Source organism: Paenibacillus chondroitinus NBRC 15376, from assembly GCF_004000765.1.
Lineage (GTDB): Bacteria > Bacillota > Bacilli > Paenibacillales > NBRC-103111 > Paenibacillus_E > Paenibacillus_E chondroitinus.
The window spans coordinates 74,997-94,759 of the sequence record NZ_BILW01000006.1 but is presented as its reverse complement, the minus strand read 5'-3'; the positions used below and the strand labels follow the sequence as shown (position 1 = coordinate 94,759).

Sequence of the window (19,763 nt, the reverse complement as noted above, 5' to 3'; positions counted from 1 at the left end):
CATTCATGCTTGATGATCTTTTCTTATATATTGCAAAGCACCGCTTGGACATTTATCAATAAGATCAGCGATTTTGTCAGCCGTTTCTCCATCTGCTTGAATCCATGGTTTCTTTTTAACGTTGAACACTCCTGGCAACCCTCTCACGCAATTTGCCGAATGACCGCATTTTCCAGAGTGAAACAAAACATCAATATCTTTCCCTTTATATATTTTGAATTCTTTCATTTATCTAACTCCATCACACGTACTTGAATAGGTGATAAACCTTTTTCGATTTCTGCACGTTCAGCTTCAAACCATTCCGGAAGCATAAGTTTTTCTCCTAATACATCTGATTGCTCATCTACTGCAAAACCTGGTGGATCCGTGGCGATTTCAAATAGGATACCGCCTTCTTCACGAAAGTAAATCGCATTGAAATATTGCCGGTCGATAATAGGTGTGGATTGAAGGCCATATTCCTGTACATGAGTTCTCCATGAAGCATGATCTTCATCATCCTTTGCGCGCCATGCAATATGATGAACAGTACCTGCTCCACTTATGCCCCACTCCATTGCCGCAATGTTTACGTCAATAACATTACCAATACTCCCTGTCGATTTATAGCGAATAAAATCCCCTTCTTGGTTCACCTTTTGAAGACCCAAGACTTGCTCTAGGACATTCATCGTTTTTTCCGGTGCGGTACTAAACAGAACAGCGCCGCCAAAACCTTTGATAGCTTTATCTATTGAAACACCACCGAACGACCACTGACTCAAATCTCCTTCCTCGCGCTCTACAATCTCTAGCTGTAAACCATCCTGATCTGAAAATGTTAAGTAATTCTCATTAAACCTCGTCTTTAAAGAATATGGAACATGAAAGCTCTCTAGGCGCTCTTTCCAAAAATCGAGTGCACCTAAAGGAACGACATATGTTGTTATACCGACCTGTCCTCCACCAATACGCCCTTTACGGTTCAATTCATATGGAAAGAATGTGATTACGGTACCTGGACGACCTGATTCATTACCGAAATACAAATGGTAAACTTCCGGAGCGTCAAAGTTAATCGTTTTTTTTACAAGTCTCAGACCTAGCACCCCTGCATAAAAGTCCACATTTTTTTGAGCATTCTTTACAAAGGCTGTTATATGGTGAATTCCTTCCGTTTGTTTTTCCATTTTGCAAACACTCCTTGTATGATCTTTAACTGTTTGTGTCCTATCATATTGAAATTATCCTTCATGAACAATTCCATTATTTCTATATCACGTATAGTCATTAACTATATCTTCAAAAGCGAAGCTAATATAAGCATATCTATACTTCATATAGATAGATTCATATTGCTAGCAGCTTATAATTTTATTTAAGAGAGGCTATCCAAAAAGTCATTTAAATGACTTTTTGGATAGCCTCTCTTGATACAGATAATATTCTGATTATCGGCCGTTGCAATACGAACGAGATTGGGCACGCCAAGAAACCTGCGATGCCGTCTTGGCGATCGCTATGCAGCACAGCGATTCAATATGGGCTGGAGGCAAATCGAGGGAGCGTTTTCACAATCCCTATTTGTGATGGCCATACTCTACCTACTTTTTCGATTGTTCTAGAAAAAAGTCGATAAATGTTTGAACCGAAGGATTGTTGTAATGATGTTTTTTTAAAATAAGCTTGATCTCACGAACAGGCGATGGATCAAGACGAATCATTTTCAATTTCTGGCCAAAAAAGCTTTCGATTAAAGAAGCAGGTAAAATAGCTACCCCCATCTTATGCAGTACCATAAAAAGAAGAATTTCCACAGAAGTTGACTCAAACTTTGAGTGCAAAGATTTGGTGATCTTATCGCTGAATGTATGAAGTTGCTCGATTACACTTAAATCCCTAACAAATAAGGCAGATTCTAAATCCTCTAGCTCCTGAAAAGAAATAACGGTTCGATCTGCCCATGGATGATCCTCATAAACGACCAATGCTTGTTCTTCTTTATATAGGTGCATCATATGAATTTCTTTGTTTGGTTCATGATAGTCGATAATGCCAATATCGATACTACTATCCAATAATTGCTGTGATGAATTCTCTGCACTGGCAAATTTTAATGTTATACCAGGATACTGTTCATGGAATTTCAAAAATCGGGGTACTAAACAAAAAAAGTCCATAGACGAGATGCCTATCAAAAGTTTATTTGTGCGAGCATTGCGTAACTCGTAAGTTTCTTTCTTCGATTCCTCAATGAGCCTCATCACGAAAATAGCTTTTTGGTAAAGTATTTCCCCGGCAGCTGTAATCTTTACCCCTCTACCAACTCTCTCAAACAAAGGAGTTCCAACTTCTCCCTCTAAAAATCGGATCTGTTGACTTAAAGTAGGTTGAGACATCATTAAAACTTCTGCAGCCTTAGTATAGCTTCCTTCTTTGCAAATTTGAATGAAATATTCTAATTGCCTGAACATGGAAATCAATCTCACTCCTATTTTCACAAATTGGCTGGTTCTGTTATTCGTTAGCATAGGGGTACTTTTCTTGTTGCTTCCCTTACTGGGTGTTCTCCCCTGGTGGTAATGAGCGTGATCGGAGTGATTGTTGGACTTTGTAAGCATTATATCAAGGAACCTGTCATGTAATATATCCGCTAGATTTCAGGTAAAGGTTGCTAGATTTTAGGGTTGGTACGTTTGTAACTCCCTAACCACCCGCTTAGTTTAATACTCTTAATTATGCAGAAAAAAAGTACAGTCCCTTCAAAAAATGAAGAAATCTGTACCTTACTTTTATACAGGGGACTTTTTCAGCTGCTTGATTTGAGGGTCCTGCTAAGTTCAGTGCAATTTTAGATTACTTGGATTTCAAACAGCCTTCGCTGGCTTCGGTATTCTAGCGCTGTGATGCCTTCGGTATCCTTGAATATTCTCGTAAAATGCTTCACATTTTCGAATCCAACCTGATCACTGATTTCGTACACCTTTAAATCGGAGTGCACCAGCAGCTCCTTCGCCTTGTCCAGCCTTAAACGGCGAACATAGTTCGAGAAACTCTCACCGTAATATTCTTGGAAGGCTTGGCTGAAATACGAGTAATTGAGTGAGAAATGGTTGGACACGACCGCCATGTTCAAGTTGTCGGCATAATGCTTCTGCAAGTAGGCGACAACTTTTTGCATCGTATTTTGCTCCGTAGGCGCTTGCTCTCTCCGATCTTGGATGAACCGATCCAAACTATCGAGAAGTTGCTCAACAAATGCATAATAATGTTCAAAACGATCGAAATTCCCGATATGGCCAACAGAGGCGTAGTGACTTAATAGGTCAAGCACTCTATTTCCGTATATGTGGAACACCTTGTCGAACAGCTCTTCATTGAGCAGCTGGCTGATCCGCTCCAGGTAGCCGATTTCACAGCAGCTAATTATACGAACGTCTAGAATTTGATTGAGAAGCTGCTTCATTTCGTTCCCGCGTCCCATTCCCATCAGATTCGATAATCGCCCAATCAACTCAACAGGAACGACATGCCGCTCATTGCGCTCGCTTATGCTGGTGTAGTCCAGCACATCAAGTTCAGGAAGCACAATACTGTATTTCAAGGTTTGCTTCGTTTGGCTATATGCCCACCTTATCTGCTCTATCCCTTGAACAGACTCGCTAATCGCGATTCGCAGCTGCGACTCATGTACACTCAACCTCCACCGTTCCACCAACTGGTAGAACATAACCGGATCGCGCGCGATCATAATTGTTCCGCCTTTTCCGTCACGCGTGAGTATCCAATCCATATGCCCTTGTAACAGCTCAGCGATCTGATTCCTGAAGAAAGCATCCGTACTGCTAGCCTGTGATCCTCTACCGCGTCGCGTAAGCAAGCCCAGCGTATATCCTGCATCCAACCAGCTTAAGCCTGCCTGCTTTAGTTTGTTCTGTGTTATTGCATCACCAGCATCATTCTGGGTCAAATGCAGGGTTACTAGCTCGGCAGCAACAAGGTCGGCATCTTCGCCCACCTTGTCTGCTCGCTCTTCTCTCGTTCTTATGTCCCGCATTAATCGCTCCAGGACGGAAAACAACTCCTCCCGCATCACAGGCTTTACAAGATAATCCTTCACAGCACAACGGATCCCTTTCTGTGCATATACGAAGTCATTATAGCCAGACAGCAATACAACCTCGGGCTTAACCGGATGATCTTGCAGCTGCTCGAGCAGTTCGATCCCATCCATAATTGGCATTCGGATATCTGTGAACATAATATCCGCAGGCTCCTGGCTAAGCAGCTCCAGCGCCTCTTGTCCATTCTCGGCAAATCGGTAGTTGAACAGATTAGGAAACTGCCTCTCAATCACCGATTGCAAGCCCCTCCGAATGTTCTTCTCGTCGTCGACGATCAGCAAGTTAATCATAGATGTCTAATCCCCCTCCTATGGCCCGATACGGCAAAGTCATGATTATGCGTGTATAGCTTCCTTCCTGACTCTCGATCTGAATCCCATATTCCGTCCCATAGCTCATCACTAAGCGTTGGTCCACATTACGCAGACCGATTCCATTGCTGTCCTGGTTATTTTTGAGAACGAATAATTGCCGGACATTCTGGTAAGCGGACTCTTCCATTCGTAGCATTCGGTTCAATATGCCCAGCTTCTCTTCCGGTATGCCGCAGCCGCTGTCAGTGATCTCTATGACACAAGCTTGATCACGCAGGACGGCAGAGATCGTAATGACAAGATTTCCGTCACTGGAATGCATCCGGCTCATCCCATGCTTAATTGCATTCTCGACTGCGGGCTGAAGTGACATTTTGAGCGATTCCTGCTTAAGGCATTCCGGTGCTATTGACAATCGGAGATCAAGTCTTCCGTCATAACGGATGTTCATGACGGATACATAATGCTGAACCTGCTTAATCTCATCGCTAAGCATTACGTGATCCTGCTTCCATTCCATCGAATACCGCATCATACCGCCTAGCGAGGTCATTATGTCCGAAATAAGGTACTGCCCTTCAATCTCCGCCAGCATCTTGACGTTCTCCAGCGTATTGTAGAGGAAGTGGGAATCGATCTGGTTCTTCAACGCCCGAAGCTCTGCTTCTTTGCCTGCCGCCTGCCTAGCTGCCTGCTCTTGAATGAGCTCGTTAATCTTCAGAATGAGCTTATGGTAATGCAGGCCCAGCTCTCCTACCTCATCGGTACCAGTTATCGGGGGCAGCTCGATGTTGAAGTTACCACTGCTTACCTGTTGCATCGATTCCCTTAACGCCTTAAGCCTGCGCAAAATTATCGCCTGCATCGAGTAAGATAGCAGTACGAGAAATGCCACTAATAGCGAAATGAGTACAATATAAAGAACTCTCGAGTGGTTAATGCCTTCCATCGTGTCCGAAAGACTAACCATATTAACCAGATGTACGTCGATCGAAGGAATGTAGCTCTGAAATGCCAAGTAGGACTGCCCATTAATCTTGAACTGTACCGTCTCGATATCTGTATTACTCGTCAGCTTCACGCTGTTCATCAATTGCTCCACACTGTGCTGTTCGAACACAGGTGATGCCTTCAAGCTGAATACCTGTCCGCTCCTTGCTACTACAATCAGCTGGGAGTTCTTGTCCTGCACACTACTGAACGTTCGAGAGAAGAAATCCGACAGCTTCATCGATATCTCTAGAATCCCGTTATGTGTTGCGTTGTCTGCATATTTAAATTCCTGCAAGTACGTCATAAAGGGCTCATTCGGCGATGGTTCGGATGGCATACCGGTGAGGGAGACGTTCTCCTGTATCTCCCACCAGGGCAAACCGCGCTGCTTCATCACCTCATCATGCCAAGGCTTGTCCTTAATACGTGATTCCTGTAGAATGACTGGCCAAATCTCGTTCACATAAGGGTTGCCCGTGAACAACCGGACATTCGCAATTCGTGGATTGTTGAACAAAAAATACTGAAAGTTGTTGACAACATCAAGCTTAATATGAAGAACACGCGCTGTATCCTGAATTTGTTCAATTTGCAGATAATTGTTCATTTCCCGATTGGATAACGCAAGCTGATCGGTCCATCCCATCAGCTCCATGTTATTCTCAATGTTTATTTTCTCGAACGCCAGCACATTCTCGTTGTTCTTCGTCAATTCTTCCATTGCCTTGGTGGACTCTTCATTGAGGGTATACCAGGAGAATAGAATAACCGGTATGAAGATAACGAACACAAATGACAGAATCAGTTTGACTTGAAGCGAAAGCTTAAACGTAAATACACGTATCCCCAATAACCAACGGATTGCCGCGAATCCCATTTTCCTGTCTCACATCCTGCTGCTTCCTCTATAAAATTATAATTATTGATTGAGCGCCGACTTCAGCTTCTGTACATTTCGTTCATAGGCTGCTTGGCGGCTAGCTACAAGGGCTCCATACTCTGGATCCTCGGTAATACTTTTCATGAATTCGGTGAATAGCTGATCGAATTCAGCATCCGACTTGGACATCAGCAGCTTCGGCAGTGTCTCGGCCCAGAGCCGCACGTTTCGGTCTTCCGCAATACCTTCCTTCGTCGTCGGGTCCGGATCCAGATTGTCGAACTCAGTCATGCTGATCGTCTTGCCCCTCGTCCAATCGGCAATTTGTTTGGCAGGCTCAGCATCCATTCCCGTCATCCATGCTAGATTCATGTTCGTATCCATTAACATCCAGTACATATAAGAACCGCCATATTTGCTATCGAATGCTTTGCGGTCGGTGTTGAGCAGATGCATGACCTCCGGCAGGAACTGATCTTTGCCGTCTATCGTATCGTAGGTAATGCCCTTCTCTCCTAAGTACAGATCCTTGTTTCCCTCTTCGCTGAGCAAATAGCTGAGAAAGGCAATTGCCCGTTTCTTATCCTTGACATTCTTCGAAATGAGCGTCACTGTCCAACCGGAGACGCCATTTCCTGCAAGTGTTGGCGCATCATGCACATCATTCGCAGGACCATCAATCGCAATATACACCTTATTCGGGTCCTTCTGATACAACGCTTGATTAATCTCTGTAAAATCAGACCACTGATACAGCATGGCAAAATAGCGCCCTTGCGATATTTTTTCATCCTTTTCCAATCGTTTTTCGTCAATGTAGACATCTGTCGGCATCAGTCCGTCCTCATTCGCTTGGCGGAACACCTTCAGCCATTTCAGATAGGTTGGATCGCTTCGACGGTCGTAAAGTTTGCCGTTTTTCTGCTGTGGAATGGCTAGGAAGTTCTGAAGATACGTATCCAGCGAAAAGTTGCCGGTCTCCGTAAATTCATGCAGGCCGATCGGAATGAGCGGCTTGCCGTCCACTTTCGGAAACTTCTCCTTCGCAGCCTTCAGCGCGCTGAGAAACCCTTCCGGCGTGCTCATATCCGGCTTCCCAAGTGCTTCATACATGTCTTTCCGAACAACAAAGGTCTGATTAGACGTAATAAACTGACCATATTTCTGATAATCCGTAGGGGATGAAGATGCATTCGGATAGCCATACACATTGCCGTCAGCCTGTGTATACCAGCTAAGCTTTGCAGGGTCTGCAACTTTAATGAAATAAGGATCATACTGATCCGCTAGCTTATTCAATGGAAGCACCATATCTCCCTTGATCATCTTCAACACGGCATCTTCGTACCAGCCTAACGTGATGAAGTCAGGGAGCGTCCTTGCTGCCATCATCGTGTTGAGCTTCTCGCTGGCGTCACCAGCAGGCATGATAAAGTTCAAGCTGACGCCCGTCTTCTTGGTTATATAATCGGAAACGACGTTCCCTCCCCATTTGCTGGTGAACCAATCGAAATTTATGTACCAGTCAAACGTAATCGGTGTCGTGTCCAGCTTCCAGGCAGGCTCATCCGGAGAAAGCTTCGTTTGAGAAGCAGCACCTGCCTGCATAAGATTGGCGTTCGATTTCGTATGATTCTCAGCGGTGTCATTGCTCGATGTGCCAGTGTTTCCATAACAAGCCGCTAACGTCCAACACATCATCAGAGCAAGTAACAGCATTGCTGATTTACGCATTTTATCCATTCATAATTCTCCTTCGTCTGTGCAGTGGTGTACTTATTATCCTATATAGGAAAGTGGTGATCTTGTCATACGCAAACAAGCTCTCAGCTGCGCAAAACCCTCCTGCTAGTATAAAGGTTACTGAAAGAAAAAGAAAGAAAGCTTACATTTTAGGTAAGGTTATTTGGGTTTCCTAAACCGCCAACGTAATAAGCGAGCACGACAAGGAAATATTCCTTCGTCTTGCTCGCGCTCGTTAGCTATGATGTTCTAGTTATGATTCATTACGCGAAAGATCATCGCAGCTTCCTTTCTGGAAAATTCGATTACTCGCCTAACTAATTCTTGTCCTACTTCTTCATTATTGCAGCACCGCTTGGACATATGGATTCATCTCTTGAATGAATTTGCGTACAGTGGGCCTCATAGTAACGGAATTAAGATATACAAGAGATATATCCCAACATGGAACATTGCCTTCTAATTTTACAATACGCAAAGAATCGTCCCTTAGACTTTCGAGCAAAGATGTTGGTATAAGAGCTGCTCCAAGTCCATGACGAACCCCATGAATCAATACTGAAATGGAGGACGTTTCTATTATCGACTTCAAGGTAAACCCATAAGAGAAACAATACATTTCAATTAATGATTTGTTTTGTTCTCGAAACATGATCGTATTCATTTGCTTCAAGGATCGAAAAGGAATTGAAGATTTATCGGCCAAAGGATGTTCTGAGTGAATCAATAGCGCCATTTCTTGTCTATACAAATGAGTCGAAATGACCGAAGCATCAGAAATCGGATTTGCAGTGATTCCAATGTCCACCCTTTGCTCCAAAACTTTATTCTCAGCATCCTCTGCAGCGATAATTTCCAATGAAATATTCGGGTACTTTTCGCGAAATCTCATGAAATAAGGAGCTAGATATCCAAACTCAGCAGGACAACATCCAATAGAAATTGTTTCTCTAGATATATTGTTTCGGCCATATATTTCATTTCTCGCCTCTTCAAGAAGATTCATAATAGCGTTCCCCTTATTCAAGAGAATTTTACCCGCTTCCGTTACTTCAACTCCCCTACTTACCCGATCGAACAATGGAATATTATACTCATCTTCCAAAACCCGAATTTGCTGGCTTAGTGTAGGCTGAGTCACACCTAATTCTTCTTTAGCTTTGGTGAAACTTCCCGATTTGCATATTTGAATAAAATATTCAAGCTGGCGAAGCTCTATATAGACCACCCCGATCATCCCACTTGCGTATTTTGCTTACTGGACTTTGTAAACATTATATCAAGGAACCTGTCATGTAATATATCCGCTAGATTTCAGGTGAAGGTTGCTAGATTTTAGGGTTGGTGCGTTGGGAAAACTATGTGTGTAGTCCGAAAATATGAAGAGCCCCTTCTCGATACGAAGCAGGCTCATCTTTTACTATGTTTTTTATAAAATCGGATTACTTCTGAAACATCGCTCGCGCAAACGCTGCTTCGAACAATGCTGTTACTTCGAAACGATGCCGCGATACACCCATGGCTTGAACGGCTCCAATTCGCGCAATTGAATAGGAGACAAGTTCTTTTCTATTTCAGCACGATTGCTTTCGAACCATTCTGGCAGCATTAATGCCTCGCCTAAGCGATCTTGAGGCTCATCCTTAGCAAAACCTGGCGGGTCTGTCGCGATTTCAAACAAGATCCCGCCTTCTTCCCTAAAATAAATGGCATGGAAATACTGCCGATCAATGATCGGTGTAGGATGGAAGCCCCAATTCTCAATATGGCTTCTCCATGCTTCGTGTTCTTCATAATCCTTGGCTCGCCATGCAATATGATGAACCGTACCGGCTCCACTTATGCCCCACCCCATTGCCGCAATGTTTACGTCAATAATATTACCAATTCTCCCCTTTGATTTATAGCGAATAAAGTCTTCTGTTTGTTCCACCTTTTGAAGACCTAAAACCTGCTCTAGTACTTTCATCGTTTTTTCAGGAGCGGTACTATAAAGGACAGCGCCGCCGAAACCTTTGATAGCTTTATCTATTGAAACACCACCGAATGACCACTGACTCAAATCCCCTTCCTCGCGCTCCACAATCTCAAGCTGTAAGCCATCCGGATCTGTAAATGTTAAGTAATACTCATTAAACCTCGTCTCCAAAGAATAAGGAACATGAAAGCTTTCAAGGCGCTCTTTCCAAAAATCGAGTGCACCTAAAGGAACGACATATATTGTTACCCCTACCTGCCCTCCACCAATACGCCCTTTATGACCTTCATACGGAAAGAATGTAATTATGGTGCCTGGACTTCCTGCTTCATTACCGAAATATAAATGGTAAACTTCCGGAGCGTCAAAGTTGATCGTTTTTTTTACAAGTCTCAGACCTAGCACCCCTGCATAAAAGTCCACATTTTTTTGCGCATTCTTTACAAAAGCCGTTATATGGTGGATCCCTTCTGTATGTTTTTCCATTTTGCAAACACTCCTCGCATGATCCTTAACTGTTTATGTTTTAGCATATTGAAATTATTATTAACGAACAATTCCATTATTTCTATATCATGTATAGTCATTAGCTATATCTTCAAGGACAAAGCTAATATAAGCAATTTCTATATTAGATATAGTCAGATTCATATTGATAGTTGCCTATCTGTGCTTATAAGATGTTGTATAAACTTCCAATTGAAAGAAGTTTAAGTTTTAGGATAATTCCCGGCCGGATGAATTGTTCTTTATAACATTAACAAGGGGGAAATTCTATGGGCGTACGTTTTTTAAAAATGGCAGTCGTTTATATTTTGCTTGGTATTTGCATCGGTATTTACATGGGTGCAACACTTAACTTTGCACTAACAAGCGTACACGCTCATACAAATCTTTTCGGGTGGGCAACATTGGCTCTTTGCGGATTTACGTATCTTCGATTTCCCAAAGCAGCAGAATCTCCTCTAGCGAGGTGGCACTTCTGGTTGCAAGGCATCGGCCTGCCCATCATGCTTATTACCCTCGCTTTAATGGCTCATGGCTACGCTCCGGATTGGGTTACAACGTTAAAGCGTATTGGAGAATCTGTAGCTGGAATCGGTATCTTGATATTTGCTGTCAACGTTTTTACTAACGTGAAAGCAATGGACATTCATAATAACCATACGCATGATGTTTCCAAGTAATACTCAGATACGTTCTTATATAAGGCGGAGAGGTGATAATTAATGAAGGTAAAATGTCTGGCTATTTTGTTTTCCACTATATCTATGCTCTTGGTATCTGCTTGCTCAAAACAAGAAACCCTTGTTTCAAATTCGAGCGCTTTGAGCACCTCAATAAATGACGGTGAACTGCTGTACAAAAAAAGCTGCATTGCATGTCATGGCAACAATTTGGAAGGTGGAGTTGGACCGAAATTACAAAAAATTGGTTCAAAACTGAGTGCTGATCAAATAAAAAACCAAATTATAAATGGTGGCGGTGGTATGCCTGCTGGAATCCTCAAAGGGGACGATGCTCAAAAAGTAGCCGTTTGGTTAGCTGAACATAAATAATCCAATTAAAAAATCTGAAGAACAAGGGGGTAGGATCTTGGTTAACGAACCGTTGTCCAACTCGTCAAATTTCTCATTCATTACCGCCGTCCTTTTCTGGTGTTCATTAGTTGTAGTATCTTGTGTGTATTTAACAATCCCGTTAATAACGGTTTTTGCAGACGTATTCAAGGTGTCGTCTTCTCAAGCTGCTTGGGCTGGCAGTGCCTTTTCGTTTGCTTTTGCAGGTGGAGGTCTGTTCTTTGGAGTTTTATCCGATCGTTTTGGGCGAAAAAAAATGATGTTGTCAGGGTTACTATTGCTAACTGTAATAACTCCTCTAGTCGGAAGTGTCAGCAGCTTTTCTTGGCTTGTTGCCCTTCGAGCCATCCAGGGTTTAGCTGCATCCATGTTCCCTCCGTCAGTCTTAGCCTACGCCATGGAAATGTTTCCGATAAAAAGAAGAATAACCATTATTGGGTTCATCAGTACGGCATTTTTAATGGCAACTATCGTTGGACAAATATATAGCAGCTATATTGTTTTATTCTTTAGTTGGTCTTATATTTTCTATATTCTTTTTGCGGTGTATTTAATATCGTTTATCTTGATTACCTTTATTGCAAAAGATGCAACACTGCAATCCGATGGCAGCTTCTTTTCTGCCTTTTTGCGAATAGGTCATATTTTTAAAAAGAAGGGTTTGCCACTTTGCTACATTATTTCTGCTACGCTCTTTATTTCGCTTGTCGGTTTTTTTACGACACTTGGAAGTTACCTAAACAGTTCGCTCTTCGGATTAAGTCATCAAGATATTCTATGGGTACGTGTGGTTGGTATTATCGGAATGCTAATAGCACCATTTGATGGAAGATTGGTTGCGAAATTTGGAATCAAAAACGTTTTATGGTGTGGATTGATCTTTGCTGGAATCGGCTTGGGATTGTTAGGCCTCTGGCCTAACCTCATTTTTTTAGTTTCGATGAGTGTCGTGTTTATTATTGGAATTGCTGTGGCTCTTCCCGCACTGATCTCACTAATTGGTCACATTGCGAGGGAGATCCGGGCGATCGCGGTTTCGTTCCACATGTTTATGGTGTTCATAGGTGCATCACTTGGGCCGATTCTCTCAATTTATCTGATCAATCACGGAGGCTATTTATTCTCTTTTGAAATATTAGCTGGACTGTTGTGTTTGAGCTTGATTGTCCCCTTTTTTATTCGTTTAGAAGAAATTCGCAGTTAACCAGCATCGTCCCAAAACAAGACCAACGCGAACTCTGAGAATTGAATCGGTATCGTATCCGGTAATTCCGGTTCACCATGGCTCATCGTTGTACTCAATATTACTTTGGAGGTTTGTACATGGAAACCAAAAATGGCCATTTAACTACAAGTTGGGGCGCTCCCGTTGGAGATAACCAGAACTCCATGACTGCCGGCTCACGCGGTCCAACCCTTATTCAAGACGTCCACCTTCTGGAAAAGCTTGCTCATTTCAACCGGGAACGCGTCCCCGAACGTGTTGTGCATGCCAAAGGTGCTGGCGCACACGGATATTTTGAAGTAACGGGCGATATTTCCGCCTATACAAAGGCCAGCTTTTTGTCTGAGGTTGGCAAACGTACACCCGTATTTATACGCTTCTCCACGGTAGCAGGTGAGCTGGGATCGGCAGATACCGTACGTGACCCGCGTGGCTTTGCTGTAAAGTTTTATACGGAAGAAGGGAACTATGATTTGGTGGGCAATAACACGCCTGTCTTCTTCATTCGGGATGCCATTAAATTTCCGGATTTCATTCATACCCAGAAACGCCACCCTCAAACTCATCTAAAAAACCCCAATGCTGTTTGGGATTTCTGGTCCTTATCTCCCGAATCCTTGCATCAAGTCACTATCTTGATGTCCGATCGTGGTATTCCTGCGACTCTGCGTCATATGCATGGCTTTGGAAGCCATACGTTTAAGTGGGTCAATGTGGACGGACAAGGCATTTGGGTCAAATATCATTTTAAAACGGAACAAGGCGTGAAGAACCTGAATGTCGAGCTGGCCGCCAAGCTGGCCGGTGAAAACCCAGATTATCATATCGAGGATTTATTTAATGCCATTGACAAAGGCGACTTCCCCGCATGGAAGCTGTATGTACAAATGATGCCGATGGAAGATGCCAAGACCTATCGTTTCGATCCTTTCGATGTAACGAAAGTGTGGTCGCAGAAAGATTACCCTCTTATCGAGGTTGGACGCATGGTCCTCAACCGAAACCCTGAAAATTATTTTACCGAAGTTGAGCAAGCAACCTTCTCCCCTGGGGCGTTCGTACCCGGTATTGAAGCTTCGCCGGATAAAATGCTTCAAGGCCGTTTATTCGCCTATGCCGATGCTCATCGCTATCGGGTCGGCACGAACCATAATACACTGCCTATCAATAAACCTATCGTTGAAGTGAATAACAACCAGCGTGACGGACAGATGCGTTCCGATCGTAATGAGGGAAATTCGATATACTATGAACCAAATAGTTATGGCGGAGCTGCCGAATCTGAAACGTACAAGACAGCCCCGTTTGAGATAACCGGTTCAGCCGATAGCGTCCCATATGACCAAGATGATCATTACACTCAAGCCGGCGACCTGTATCGATTGCTTAGTGTAGAAGAACGCGGACGATTAGTATATAACATAGTAAATGCTATGAAGCCGGTGGAGAAAGATGAAATTAAACTCCGTCAAATCTCTCACTTTTTTCAAGCAGAACCCGAATGGGGGCAAGCCATCGCCAATGGGCTTGGTTTGAGAGTTCCACAACTGACTTAATACGATCCGTCAGAAATAGAGCAGTTCACACAGCAAATGATAGCTGGGGAACTGCTCTATTTTTGCTATTAGCAATATATAAGTTACATTAAAAGCGAAAGACCTGTAAGAAAAGTAGCTTATTAAAGCCACTCTCTTTCAGGTCTTGAAACAATCCATTATCCTAAGTACGATTTCAACATCCATACATGCTTTTCCAGGGAGCTATGAATGGCCAAAAGCATATCCCCAGTTGTCTCATCACCTTCACGGTCAGCAGTATTCATGCCCTCTTTCAGCTCACTCACTATAATCCCAAAATCAGCTACAAGCGTGCGGACCATCTCATTTGCATTCTCATTGCCTGCTGCATCTTTTAATGAAGTTTTTTCGATAATTTCATGAAGTGTCGCTACCGGACTACCGCCTAATGCCAGCAGACGCTCGGCAAGATTGTCCACATGAAGTGCAGCTTCTGTATAAAGTTCTTCGAACTTCAAATGCAAAGTGAAGAACTGCACCCCTTTAACATACCAGTGATAGTTATGAAGTTTGGTGAACAACAGACTCCAGTTAGCGATCTGGGTGTTAAGCACTTCCGTTAGTTTTTCTGTCATCAAAAAGCTCCTTTCGAATTTAGCAACATTTCCAACTATTAGCTTAAGCTATACAAAATATAGACAAATCGATATTGATCTTTTAATCTAAGCTCGAGCAGCGCTTTCAAACTTACCTTTATGAGTCAAATCGCAGAACGGTTTTTGACTGGATAAGCCGCACCGGCACAGAATAAAGCTTTCCTTGGTCTCAAAACGGTTGCCCACCGCATCCACCATTTCTACTTTGCCTGTAATACGCAATGGCCCATTATCGTTTACTTTGATCGTAACTTCAGACATGATGATCTCGCCCCTATTGGATTATTTTGGTGAAACATACTTAGAAAACGAAGCAATCCAGGTCACAGAAGCCACTGCCATGGTGATGGTTGCATCCATGATGATGGTGTGCCTTTTGAGGTGCCTGAACCCCCGCTCCGCCTCCTCCGTAACTTGTTCCATTGTAATAGCCTCCAAAGATATTATGCGGAGACCAGTCTGGACTTGCTTGGGGAGCTGGCGGCGACAAAGGCTGAAATTCATTAGCACCATAGACAATTTTGCCTCCTACAACAGTGAAAACAGATTCAATTTTTTTAATAGCTTCTTCGGAGACATGAAAGAAGTTATCAGAAAGTATCGAAAAATCGGCATATTGACCTTCTTTAATTTGCCCTTTCACATCTTCCTCTTTTGAAAACCATGCATTTCCTGCTGTATACATGCGAAGCGCTTCATGCCTCTCTAAACGATTGGAAGCAGGGTATAAGATTAGCCCGCCAAGTGTCTTGCCCGTCACTAACCAGTATAAGGCAACCCAAGGATTATAACTGGCTACTCTGGTAGCATCTGTCCCTACCCCAACACGCAATCCGGATTTAATCATCTTGGTAATCGGAGGCGCATTTTCCGCTGCTTCGGCCCCATATCGATCGACGAAATATTCCCCCTGAAAAGCCATTCGGCTTTGAACAGCGATCGAACCGCCTAATGCGATGACGCGCTCCAAATCCTTCTCCTGAATCGTTTCCGCATGGTCCAGAATCCAGCGCAAGTCTTTGAACGGAGCTTCTTTATTCACGCGCTCAAATACATCGAGAAAACGCGATATCGATTCCCCATAAGTGGCATGAAGACGAAATGGCCAACGTTGCTCTACGAGATGCTGGGTTACTTCGAATAGTTCATCTTCCAGTACAGCGGGAAGTTCCGGACGGGGTTCAACAAAATCTTCGAAGTCCGCTGCGCTATAAACAAGCATTTCACCTGCACCATTATGACGATAGTAGGAACTGCCTGTGTAAGGCTGCGTCGTAGCGGTCCATGCTTTAAAATCACTCAGTTCATTTTTGGGATGCTGGGTGAATAAATTATACGCCGTGCGAACCGTAATTTCTCCACGTCTATCAAGCTCATCAAATACCTGATAATCGTCAGGGTAGTTTTGAAAGCCCCCACCAGCGTCAATAACGCTTGTAACTCCGAATCGATTCAATTCCCTCATAAACAATCGAGTTGAATTGATTTGATCCTCGTATGAAAGCTTCGGTCCCTTCGCTAGGGTCGCATACAAAATAGTAGCATTAGGCCTAGCGATGAGCATTCCTGTCGGATTCCCTTGGCTATCCCTTTGGATTTCTCCACCTGGCGGATTCGGCGTATCTTTCGTATATCCGATGACTCGTAATGCTGCTTTATTCAAAAAAGCCTGACGGTAAAGATTGAGAATAAATACCGGCGTATGCGGAGCAATTCGATTGATTTCATCCAAAGTTGGCATTCGACGTTCCGCGAATTGAAATTCCGTCCAACCGCCAACAACACGAACCCAGTGGGGTGCTGGCGTACGATCCACCTGCTTTTTCAGCATCCGCAAGGCATCTGCAACGGATGGCACGCCATCCCATCGAAGCTCGAGATTATAATTGAGGCCGCCTCGAATAAGATGAATATGAGAATCATTCAAACCTGGAATCAACATTCGTTTATTCGCGTCCACAACCTGCGTGGTAGGTCCAGCATATTTCATGATCTCGGCATCGTCCCCCACGGCCAGGAATTGGCCGTTCTTCACTGCAATGGCTGTTGCAGTTGGATTAGAATCGTCCATGGTCACAATATTGGCATTATGAATGACTAAACTTGCTTCAACAATCCTTGGTTTCTCAGACATGATTATGTTCTCCTTTGTTATTTAATGGGAACTAGGGTTGCTTCAACAATCGTCGGTTTCTCAGACATTATTTTGTTCTCCTTTGTCATATATTGGGTTTACTTACGGCTTAGCCAAAGTTGTATCCAAGGCATCAAACGTTGTCCTAAAAACATTCCTAAGAGACCAAGTAATCCCAAAAAAGGCGGCGCCGGAGAGGGGATCTTCAGCGATTGAAAAACAACGCCAATGATGATACCTGTAGCTAAAGCGAGAAGCATTGAACCCCACATACTAACTTTCCTCCTTCAATCCAGTCATTAATGATGTTCTTTGTTCAATCATTTACTTTCTATTTAAGTTTATAAGTCAGGATTTTTTCTATCAATAAGGCTTTCTCTATACCAGCCATAGAAATCACTTATACATTATTTTTATTTTTTCTTTATAATCTATAGTTTTCACCTATGGGATTTATAGAAAAATGAAGATTGTTCATCCTTTTACATTTCAATAGACTTGTTACATGCAGCAGGTTCGGGTTCTCATATTTGTGGATCTGTTGTAATCAATCATAAATAGAAAGTAGGGATTTTTACATGTTTAACGACAAGTCCGATTTACTAACTGCTGAGAACTCCGCTATCATTCTAGTAGACCATCAGCCTCAAATGCTTTTTGGTGTACAAAGCGCCGATCGCCAAACGATTATTAACAATACGGTTGGACTGGCTAAAACCGCTAAAGTTTTCAATGCGCCAATTATTCTTACAACAGTTGCTGCTGAATCGTTTTCTGGTCCTATTCATCCGCACATTCAAGCTGTATTTCCTGATCAAAAGCCAATTGACCGAACAACAATGAACTCCTGGGAAGACAAAAACTTCGTGGAGGCCGTGAAGAAAACAGGTCGCAAGAAGCTGATTATGGCAGCTCTGTGGACAGAAGTTTGTCTTGCTTTTCCTGTAGTTTCAGCCATCAAAGATGGATATGAAGTATATATCGTAACGGATGCTTCAGGCGGGACGACGACGGAAGCACATGACATGTCCGTTCAACGCATGATTCAAGCAGGAGCCATTCCCGTGACTTGGCTGTCTGTTCTTCTTGAGTATCAGCGCGATTGGGCGCGTCAAGAAACGTATGATGCCGTTTTGGAGATTGCTTTGCAACACAGTGGCGCCTACGGTGCGGGTATTGTTTATGCTCAAACGATGTTTGGCGGCCATGGAGGGTAACCTATTCATTCCAAAAAAAGATAGTCAATTCATTTTGACTGTCTCAGCCTAACCAAAACCAATTCGAAAGGAAATATGAAACATGGCTAAATTAACAGTAGGAACAGAAAACGGGCAACCCATTGAACTATATTTTGAGGATCTTGGCGCAGGCAAACCTGTCGTTTTGATCCATGGCTGGCCGTTGAGCGGGCGCTCGTGGGAGAGTCAAGTTCCAGCGCTCATCGATGCAGGCTACCGCGTTATTACATATGACCGCCGTGGATTCGGGCAATCCTCCCAACCGTGGACCGGTTACGACTATGATACGTTTGCGACGGATCTCCACAAGCTGATCGAGTATCTGGACCTTAAGGACGTGACACTGGTCGGATTTTCGATGGGTGGCGGAGAGGTTGCCCGTTACGTTGGCACATACGGAACAAGCCGTGTCAAAAAAGCCGTGTTGGCTGCTGCAGTTCCGCCGTTCTTCTACAAATCCGCTGAGCATCCGGAAGGTGGTCTGGATGAAGGCACCATTCAGGACTTCCAAGACGGTTTGAAAAAAGACCGTATCGCCTTCCTTGACGGCTTCACTCACAATTTCTTTAAAGCAGGGGATAGAACCGACCTGGTCAGCGAGTCCTTCCGTGTTTACAACCTTGATATTGCTACTTACGCTTCGCCAAAGGGGACGCTAGATTGCGTTGATGCCTTCGGCCGAACGGATTTCCGTGGCGATTTGGCCAAATTTGATATTCCATTACTTGTTATCCATGGCGATTCCGATGCGATTGTGCCGCTTGAAGTAAGCGGTCAACTTTCCAACGAAGCTGTTTCAGGCAGTCAACTCGTCGTAATTGAAGGTGGACCGCATGGCTTGAACGCGACTCACCCTGAACAATTCAATACCGCTTTGATTAACTTCCTTAAAAACTAAATTATATGAAGAGGCTATCCCAAAAGTAACAATTATAGATATTCGGGACAGATCTCATCGTAAAAAAGTGAATATTTGAAATGAAAAGGGGAGCTAAGCGGCTATGCGCTTAGCTCTTTCGTTTTTGGCATCCACTACTGCTTTCTTCAGCAGATTGTAGGCAATCGAAAGTCACCCGACCTCCAGACTTACTTTGGGTAAACCTCGAAGCAGAAACCTTTTGAATCCACGGTTATTCTAGTTGTGGTGCAAAACTCTAATTCATGATAACGTAACTGATAATGAAGTCATGGGATTGGAGCTACTTAGTATGGAAACCAAATTGGATTTATTTAAATAGAAGCAGTCTAGGCTAGATCCTTCTTTTTAATGGGTTATTGTACAAAGTCCTATTATTCAATCTCATTCTTATCGCGAGTTTGATTGTAAAAGCACATTCTGGATGCTATGGTCAGTATTGTTTCTTAACTCGCTCACTTTGCATGTAATGATTCCGTTAGG

Annotated in this window: 18 protein-coding genes; 6 read left to right on the top strand and 12 right to left on the bottom strand. The window is 43.3% G+C overall.

Annotation, left to right across the window (positions count from 1 at the left end; all coding sequences use genetic code 11):
• Window positions 1-3 precede the first annotated feature (3 nt).
• The 8 genes from PCH02S_RS35685 to PCH02S_RS10070 form a co-directional block, all read right to left on the bottom strand.
• Entirely contained in the window at window positions 4-228 is a 225-nt protein-coding gene (locus PCH02S_RS35685; protein WP_057305694.1) for a (4Fe-4S)-binding protein, read from the bottom strand.
• The gene (locus PCH02S_RS10100) at window positions 225-1,172 is read right to left on the bottom strand and encodes a ring-cleaving dioxygenase (RefSeq protein ID WP_127452546.1); all 948 of its coding nucleotides are present in this window, start codon (window positions 1,170-1,172) and stop codon (window positions 225-227) included. The genes PCH02S_RS35685 and PCH02S_RS10100 overlap by 4 nt, the downstream gene beginning before the upstream one ends.
• 414 nt (window positions 1,173-1,586) lie before the next feature.
• On the bottom strand, window positions 1,587-2,456 hold the full coding sequence (locus PCH02S_RS10095) for a LysR family transcriptional regulator (protein WP_127452544.1): 870 nt from the start codon (window positions 2,454-2,456) through the stop codon (window positions 1,587-1,589).
• Window positions 2,457-2,833: 377 nt separating this feature from the next.
• The gene (locus tag PCH02S_RS10090; protein ID WP_127452542.1) at window positions 2,834-4,396 is read right to left on the bottom strand and encodes a response regulator; all 1,563 of its coding nucleotides are present in this window, start codon (window positions 4,394-4,396) and stop codon (window positions 2,834-2,836) included.
• Window positions 4,389-6,290: a sensor histidine kinase gene (locus tag PCH02S_RS10085; protein ID WP_127452540.1), complete on the bottom strand. Its 1,902-nt coding sequence runs from the start codon at window positions 6,288-6,290 to the stop codon at window positions 4,389-4,391. Before PCH02S_RS10085 ends, PCH02S_RS10090 begins: the two co-directional genes overlap by 8 nt.
• Before the next feature lie 42 nt (window positions 6,291-6,332).
• Window positions 6,333-8,036, bottom strand: coding sequence for a type 2 periplasmic-binding domain-containing protein (locus PCH02S_RS10080; RefSeq protein WP_246069015.1), 1,704 nt, complete (start codon window positions 8,034-8,036; stop codon window positions 6,333-6,335).
• 340 nt (window positions 8,037-8,376) lie between these two features.
• The gene (locus PCH02S_RS10075) at window positions 8,377-9,264 is read right to left on the bottom strand and encodes a LysR family transcriptional regulator (protein ID WP_246069014.1); all 888 of its coding nucleotides are present in this window, start codon (window positions 9,262-9,264) and stop codon (window positions 8,377-8,379) included.
• Between the two features lie 261 nt (window positions 9,265-9,525).
• Window positions 9,526-10,500, bottom strand: a complete 975-nt coding sequence (locus PCH02S_RS10070) for a ring-cleaving dioxygenase (RefSeq protein WP_127452538.1) — start codon at window positions 10,498-10,500, stop codon at window positions 9,526-9,528.
• Window positions 10,501-10,790: 290 nt separating this feature from the next.
• On the opposite strand from PCH02S_RS10070, the gene PCH02S_RS10065 reads away from it, so the two are divergent.
• From PCH02S_RS10065 to katA, 4 genes are all read left to right on the top strand, one after another.
• Complete coding sequence (locus tag PCH02S_RS10065; RefSeq protein WP_127452536.1) at window positions 10,791-11,201, top strand: heme-copper oxidase family protein; 411 nt, start codon at window positions 10,791-10,793, stop codon at window positions 11,199-11,201.
• Window positions 11,202-11,243: 42 nt separating this feature from the next.
• The gene (locus PCH02S_RS10060; RefSeq protein WP_127452534.1) at window positions 11,244-11,573 is read left to right on the top strand and encodes a c-type cytochrome; all 330 of its coding nucleotides are present in this window, start codon (window positions 11,244-11,246) and stop codon (window positions 11,571-11,573) included.
• A 37-nt stretch (window positions 11,574-11,610) separates the two neighbouring features.
• The gene (locus tag PCH02S_RS10055) at window positions 11,611-12,798 is read left to right on the top strand and encodes an MFS transporter (RefSeq protein ID WP_127452532.1); all 1,188 of its coding nucleotides are present in this window, start codon (window positions 11,611-11,613) and stop codon (window positions 12,796-12,798) included.
• Between the two features lie 119 nt (window positions 12,799-12,917).
• Window positions 12,918-14,375 (top strand): catalase KatA, encoded by a 1,458-nt coding sequence (gene katA, locus PCH02S_RS10050; RefSeq protein WP_127452530.1) that lies wholly within the window; start codon window positions 12,918-12,920, stop codon window positions 14,373-14,375.
• A 158-nt stretch (window positions 14,376-14,533) separates the two neighbouring features.
• Here the strand turns inward: katA and PCH02S_RS10045 are convergent, their stop codons facing one another.
• From PCH02S_RS10045 to PCH02S_RS10030, 4 genes are all read right to left on the bottom strand, one after another.
• Window positions 14,534-14,971, bottom strand: coding sequence for a Dps family protein (locus PCH02S_RS10045; RefSeq protein ID WP_127452528.1), 438 nt, complete (start codon window positions 14,969-14,971; stop codon window positions 14,534-14,536).
• Window positions 14,972-15,058: 87 nt separating this feature from the next.
• Window positions 15,059-15,253, bottom strand: coding sequence for a CDGSH iron-sulfur domain-containing protein (locus PCH02S_RS10040; RefSeq protein ID WP_127452527.1), 195 nt, complete (start codon window positions 15,251-15,253; stop codon window positions 15,059-15,061).
• 40 nt (window positions 15,254-15,293) lie between these two features.
• Entirely contained in the window at window positions 15,294-17,126 is a 1,833-nt protein-coding gene (locus PCH02S_RS10035) for an amidohydrolase (protein WP_127452525.1), read from the bottom strand.
• A gap of 98 nt (window positions 17,127-17,224) precedes the next feature.
• A complete protein-coding gene (locus tag PCH02S_RS10030; protein ID WP_082562415.1) occupies window positions 17,225-17,398 on the bottom strand; it encodes a DUF1427 family protein in 174 nt (57 codons plus the stop codon).
• A gap of 306 nt (window positions 17,399-17,704) precedes the next feature.
• On the opposite strand from PCH02S_RS10030, the gene PCH02S_RS10025 reads away from it, so the two are divergent.
• Entirely contained in the window at window positions 17,705-18,343 is a 639-nt protein-coding gene (locus PCH02S_RS10025) for a hydrolase (RefSeq protein WP_127452523.1), read from the top strand.
• An 82-nt stretch (window positions 18,344-18,425) separates the two neighbouring features.
• On the top strand, window positions 18,426-19,262 hold the full coding sequence (locus tag PCH02S_RS10020; RefSeq protein WP_127452521.1) for an alpha/beta fold hydrolase: 837 nt from the start codon (window positions 18,426-18,428) through the stop codon (window positions 19,260-19,262).
• Window positions 19,263-19,763 lie beyond the last annotated feature (501 nt).

What these genes read in the sequence shown, in the direction of transcription:
- PCH02S_RS35685 (WP_057305694.1), bottom strand. Translation starts at nt 228, where the DNA reads ATGAAAGAATTCAAAATATATAAAGGGAAAGATATTGATGTTTTGTTT.
- PCH02S_RS10090 (WP_127452542.1), bottom strand. Translation starts at nt 4,396, where the DNA reads ATGATTAACTTGCTGATCGTCGACGACGAGAAGAACATTCGGAGGGGC.
- PCH02S_RS10100 (WP_127452546.1), bottom strand. Translation starts at nt 1,172, where the DNA reads ATGGAAAAACAAACGGAAGGAATTCACCATATAACAGCCTTTGTAAAG.
- PCH02S_RS10070 (WP_127452538.1), bottom strand. Translation starts at nt 10,500, where the DNA reads ATGGAAAAACATACAGAAGGGATCCACCATATAACGGCTTTTGTAAAG.
- PCH02S_RS10025 (WP_127452523.1), top strand. Translation starts at nt 17,705, where the DNA reads ATGTTTAACGACAAGTCCGATTTACTAACTGCTGAGAACTCCGCTATC.
- PCH02S_RS10035 (WP_127452525.1), bottom strand. Translation starts at nt 17,126, where the DNA reads ATGTCTGAGAAACCAAGGATTGTTGAAGCAAGTTTAGTCATTCATAAT.
- PCH02S_RS10020 (WP_127452521.1), top strand. Translation starts at nt 18,426, where the DNA reads ATGGCTAAATTAACAGTAGGAACAGAAAACGGGCAACCCATTGAACTA.
- PCH02S_RS10045 (WP_127452528.1), bottom strand. Translation starts at nt 14,971, where the DNA reads ATGACAGAAAAACTAACGGAAGTGCTTAACACCCAGATCGCTAACTGG.
- PCH02S_RS10065 (WP_127452536.1), top strand. Translation starts at nt 10,791, where the DNA reads ATGGGCGTACGTTTTTTAAAAATGGCAGTCGTTTATATTTTGCTTGGT.
- PCH02S_RS10030 (WP_082562415.1), bottom strand. Translation starts at nt 17,398, where the DNA reads ATGTGGGGTTCAATGCTTCTCGCTTTAGCTACAGGTATCATCATTGGC.
- PCH02S_RS10085 (WP_127452540.1), bottom strand. Translation starts at nt 6,290, where the DNA reads ATGGGATTCGCGGCAATCCGTTGGTTATTGGGGATACGTGTATTTACG.
- katA (WP_127452530.1), top strand. Translation starts at nt 12,918, where the DNA reads ATGGAAACCAAAAATGGCCATTTAACTACAAGTTGGGGCGCTCCCGTT.
- PCH02S_RS10080 (WP_246069015.1), bottom strand. Translation starts at nt 8,036, where the DNA reads ATGGATAAAATGCGTAAATCAGCAATGCTGTTACTTGCTCTGATGATG.
- PCH02S_RS10040 (WP_127452527.1), bottom strand. Translation starts at nt 15,253, where the DNA reads ATGTCTGAAGTTACGATCAAAGTAAACGATAATGGGCCATTGCGTATT.
- PCH02S_RS10060 (WP_127452534.1), top strand. Translation starts at nt 11,244, where the DNA reads ATGAAGGTAAAATGTCTGGCTATTTTGTTTTCCACTATATCTATGCTC.
- PCH02S_RS10095 (WP_127452544.1), bottom strand. Translation starts at nt 2,456, where the DNA reads ATGTTCAGGCAATTAGAATATTTCATTCAAATTTGCAAAGAAGGAAGC.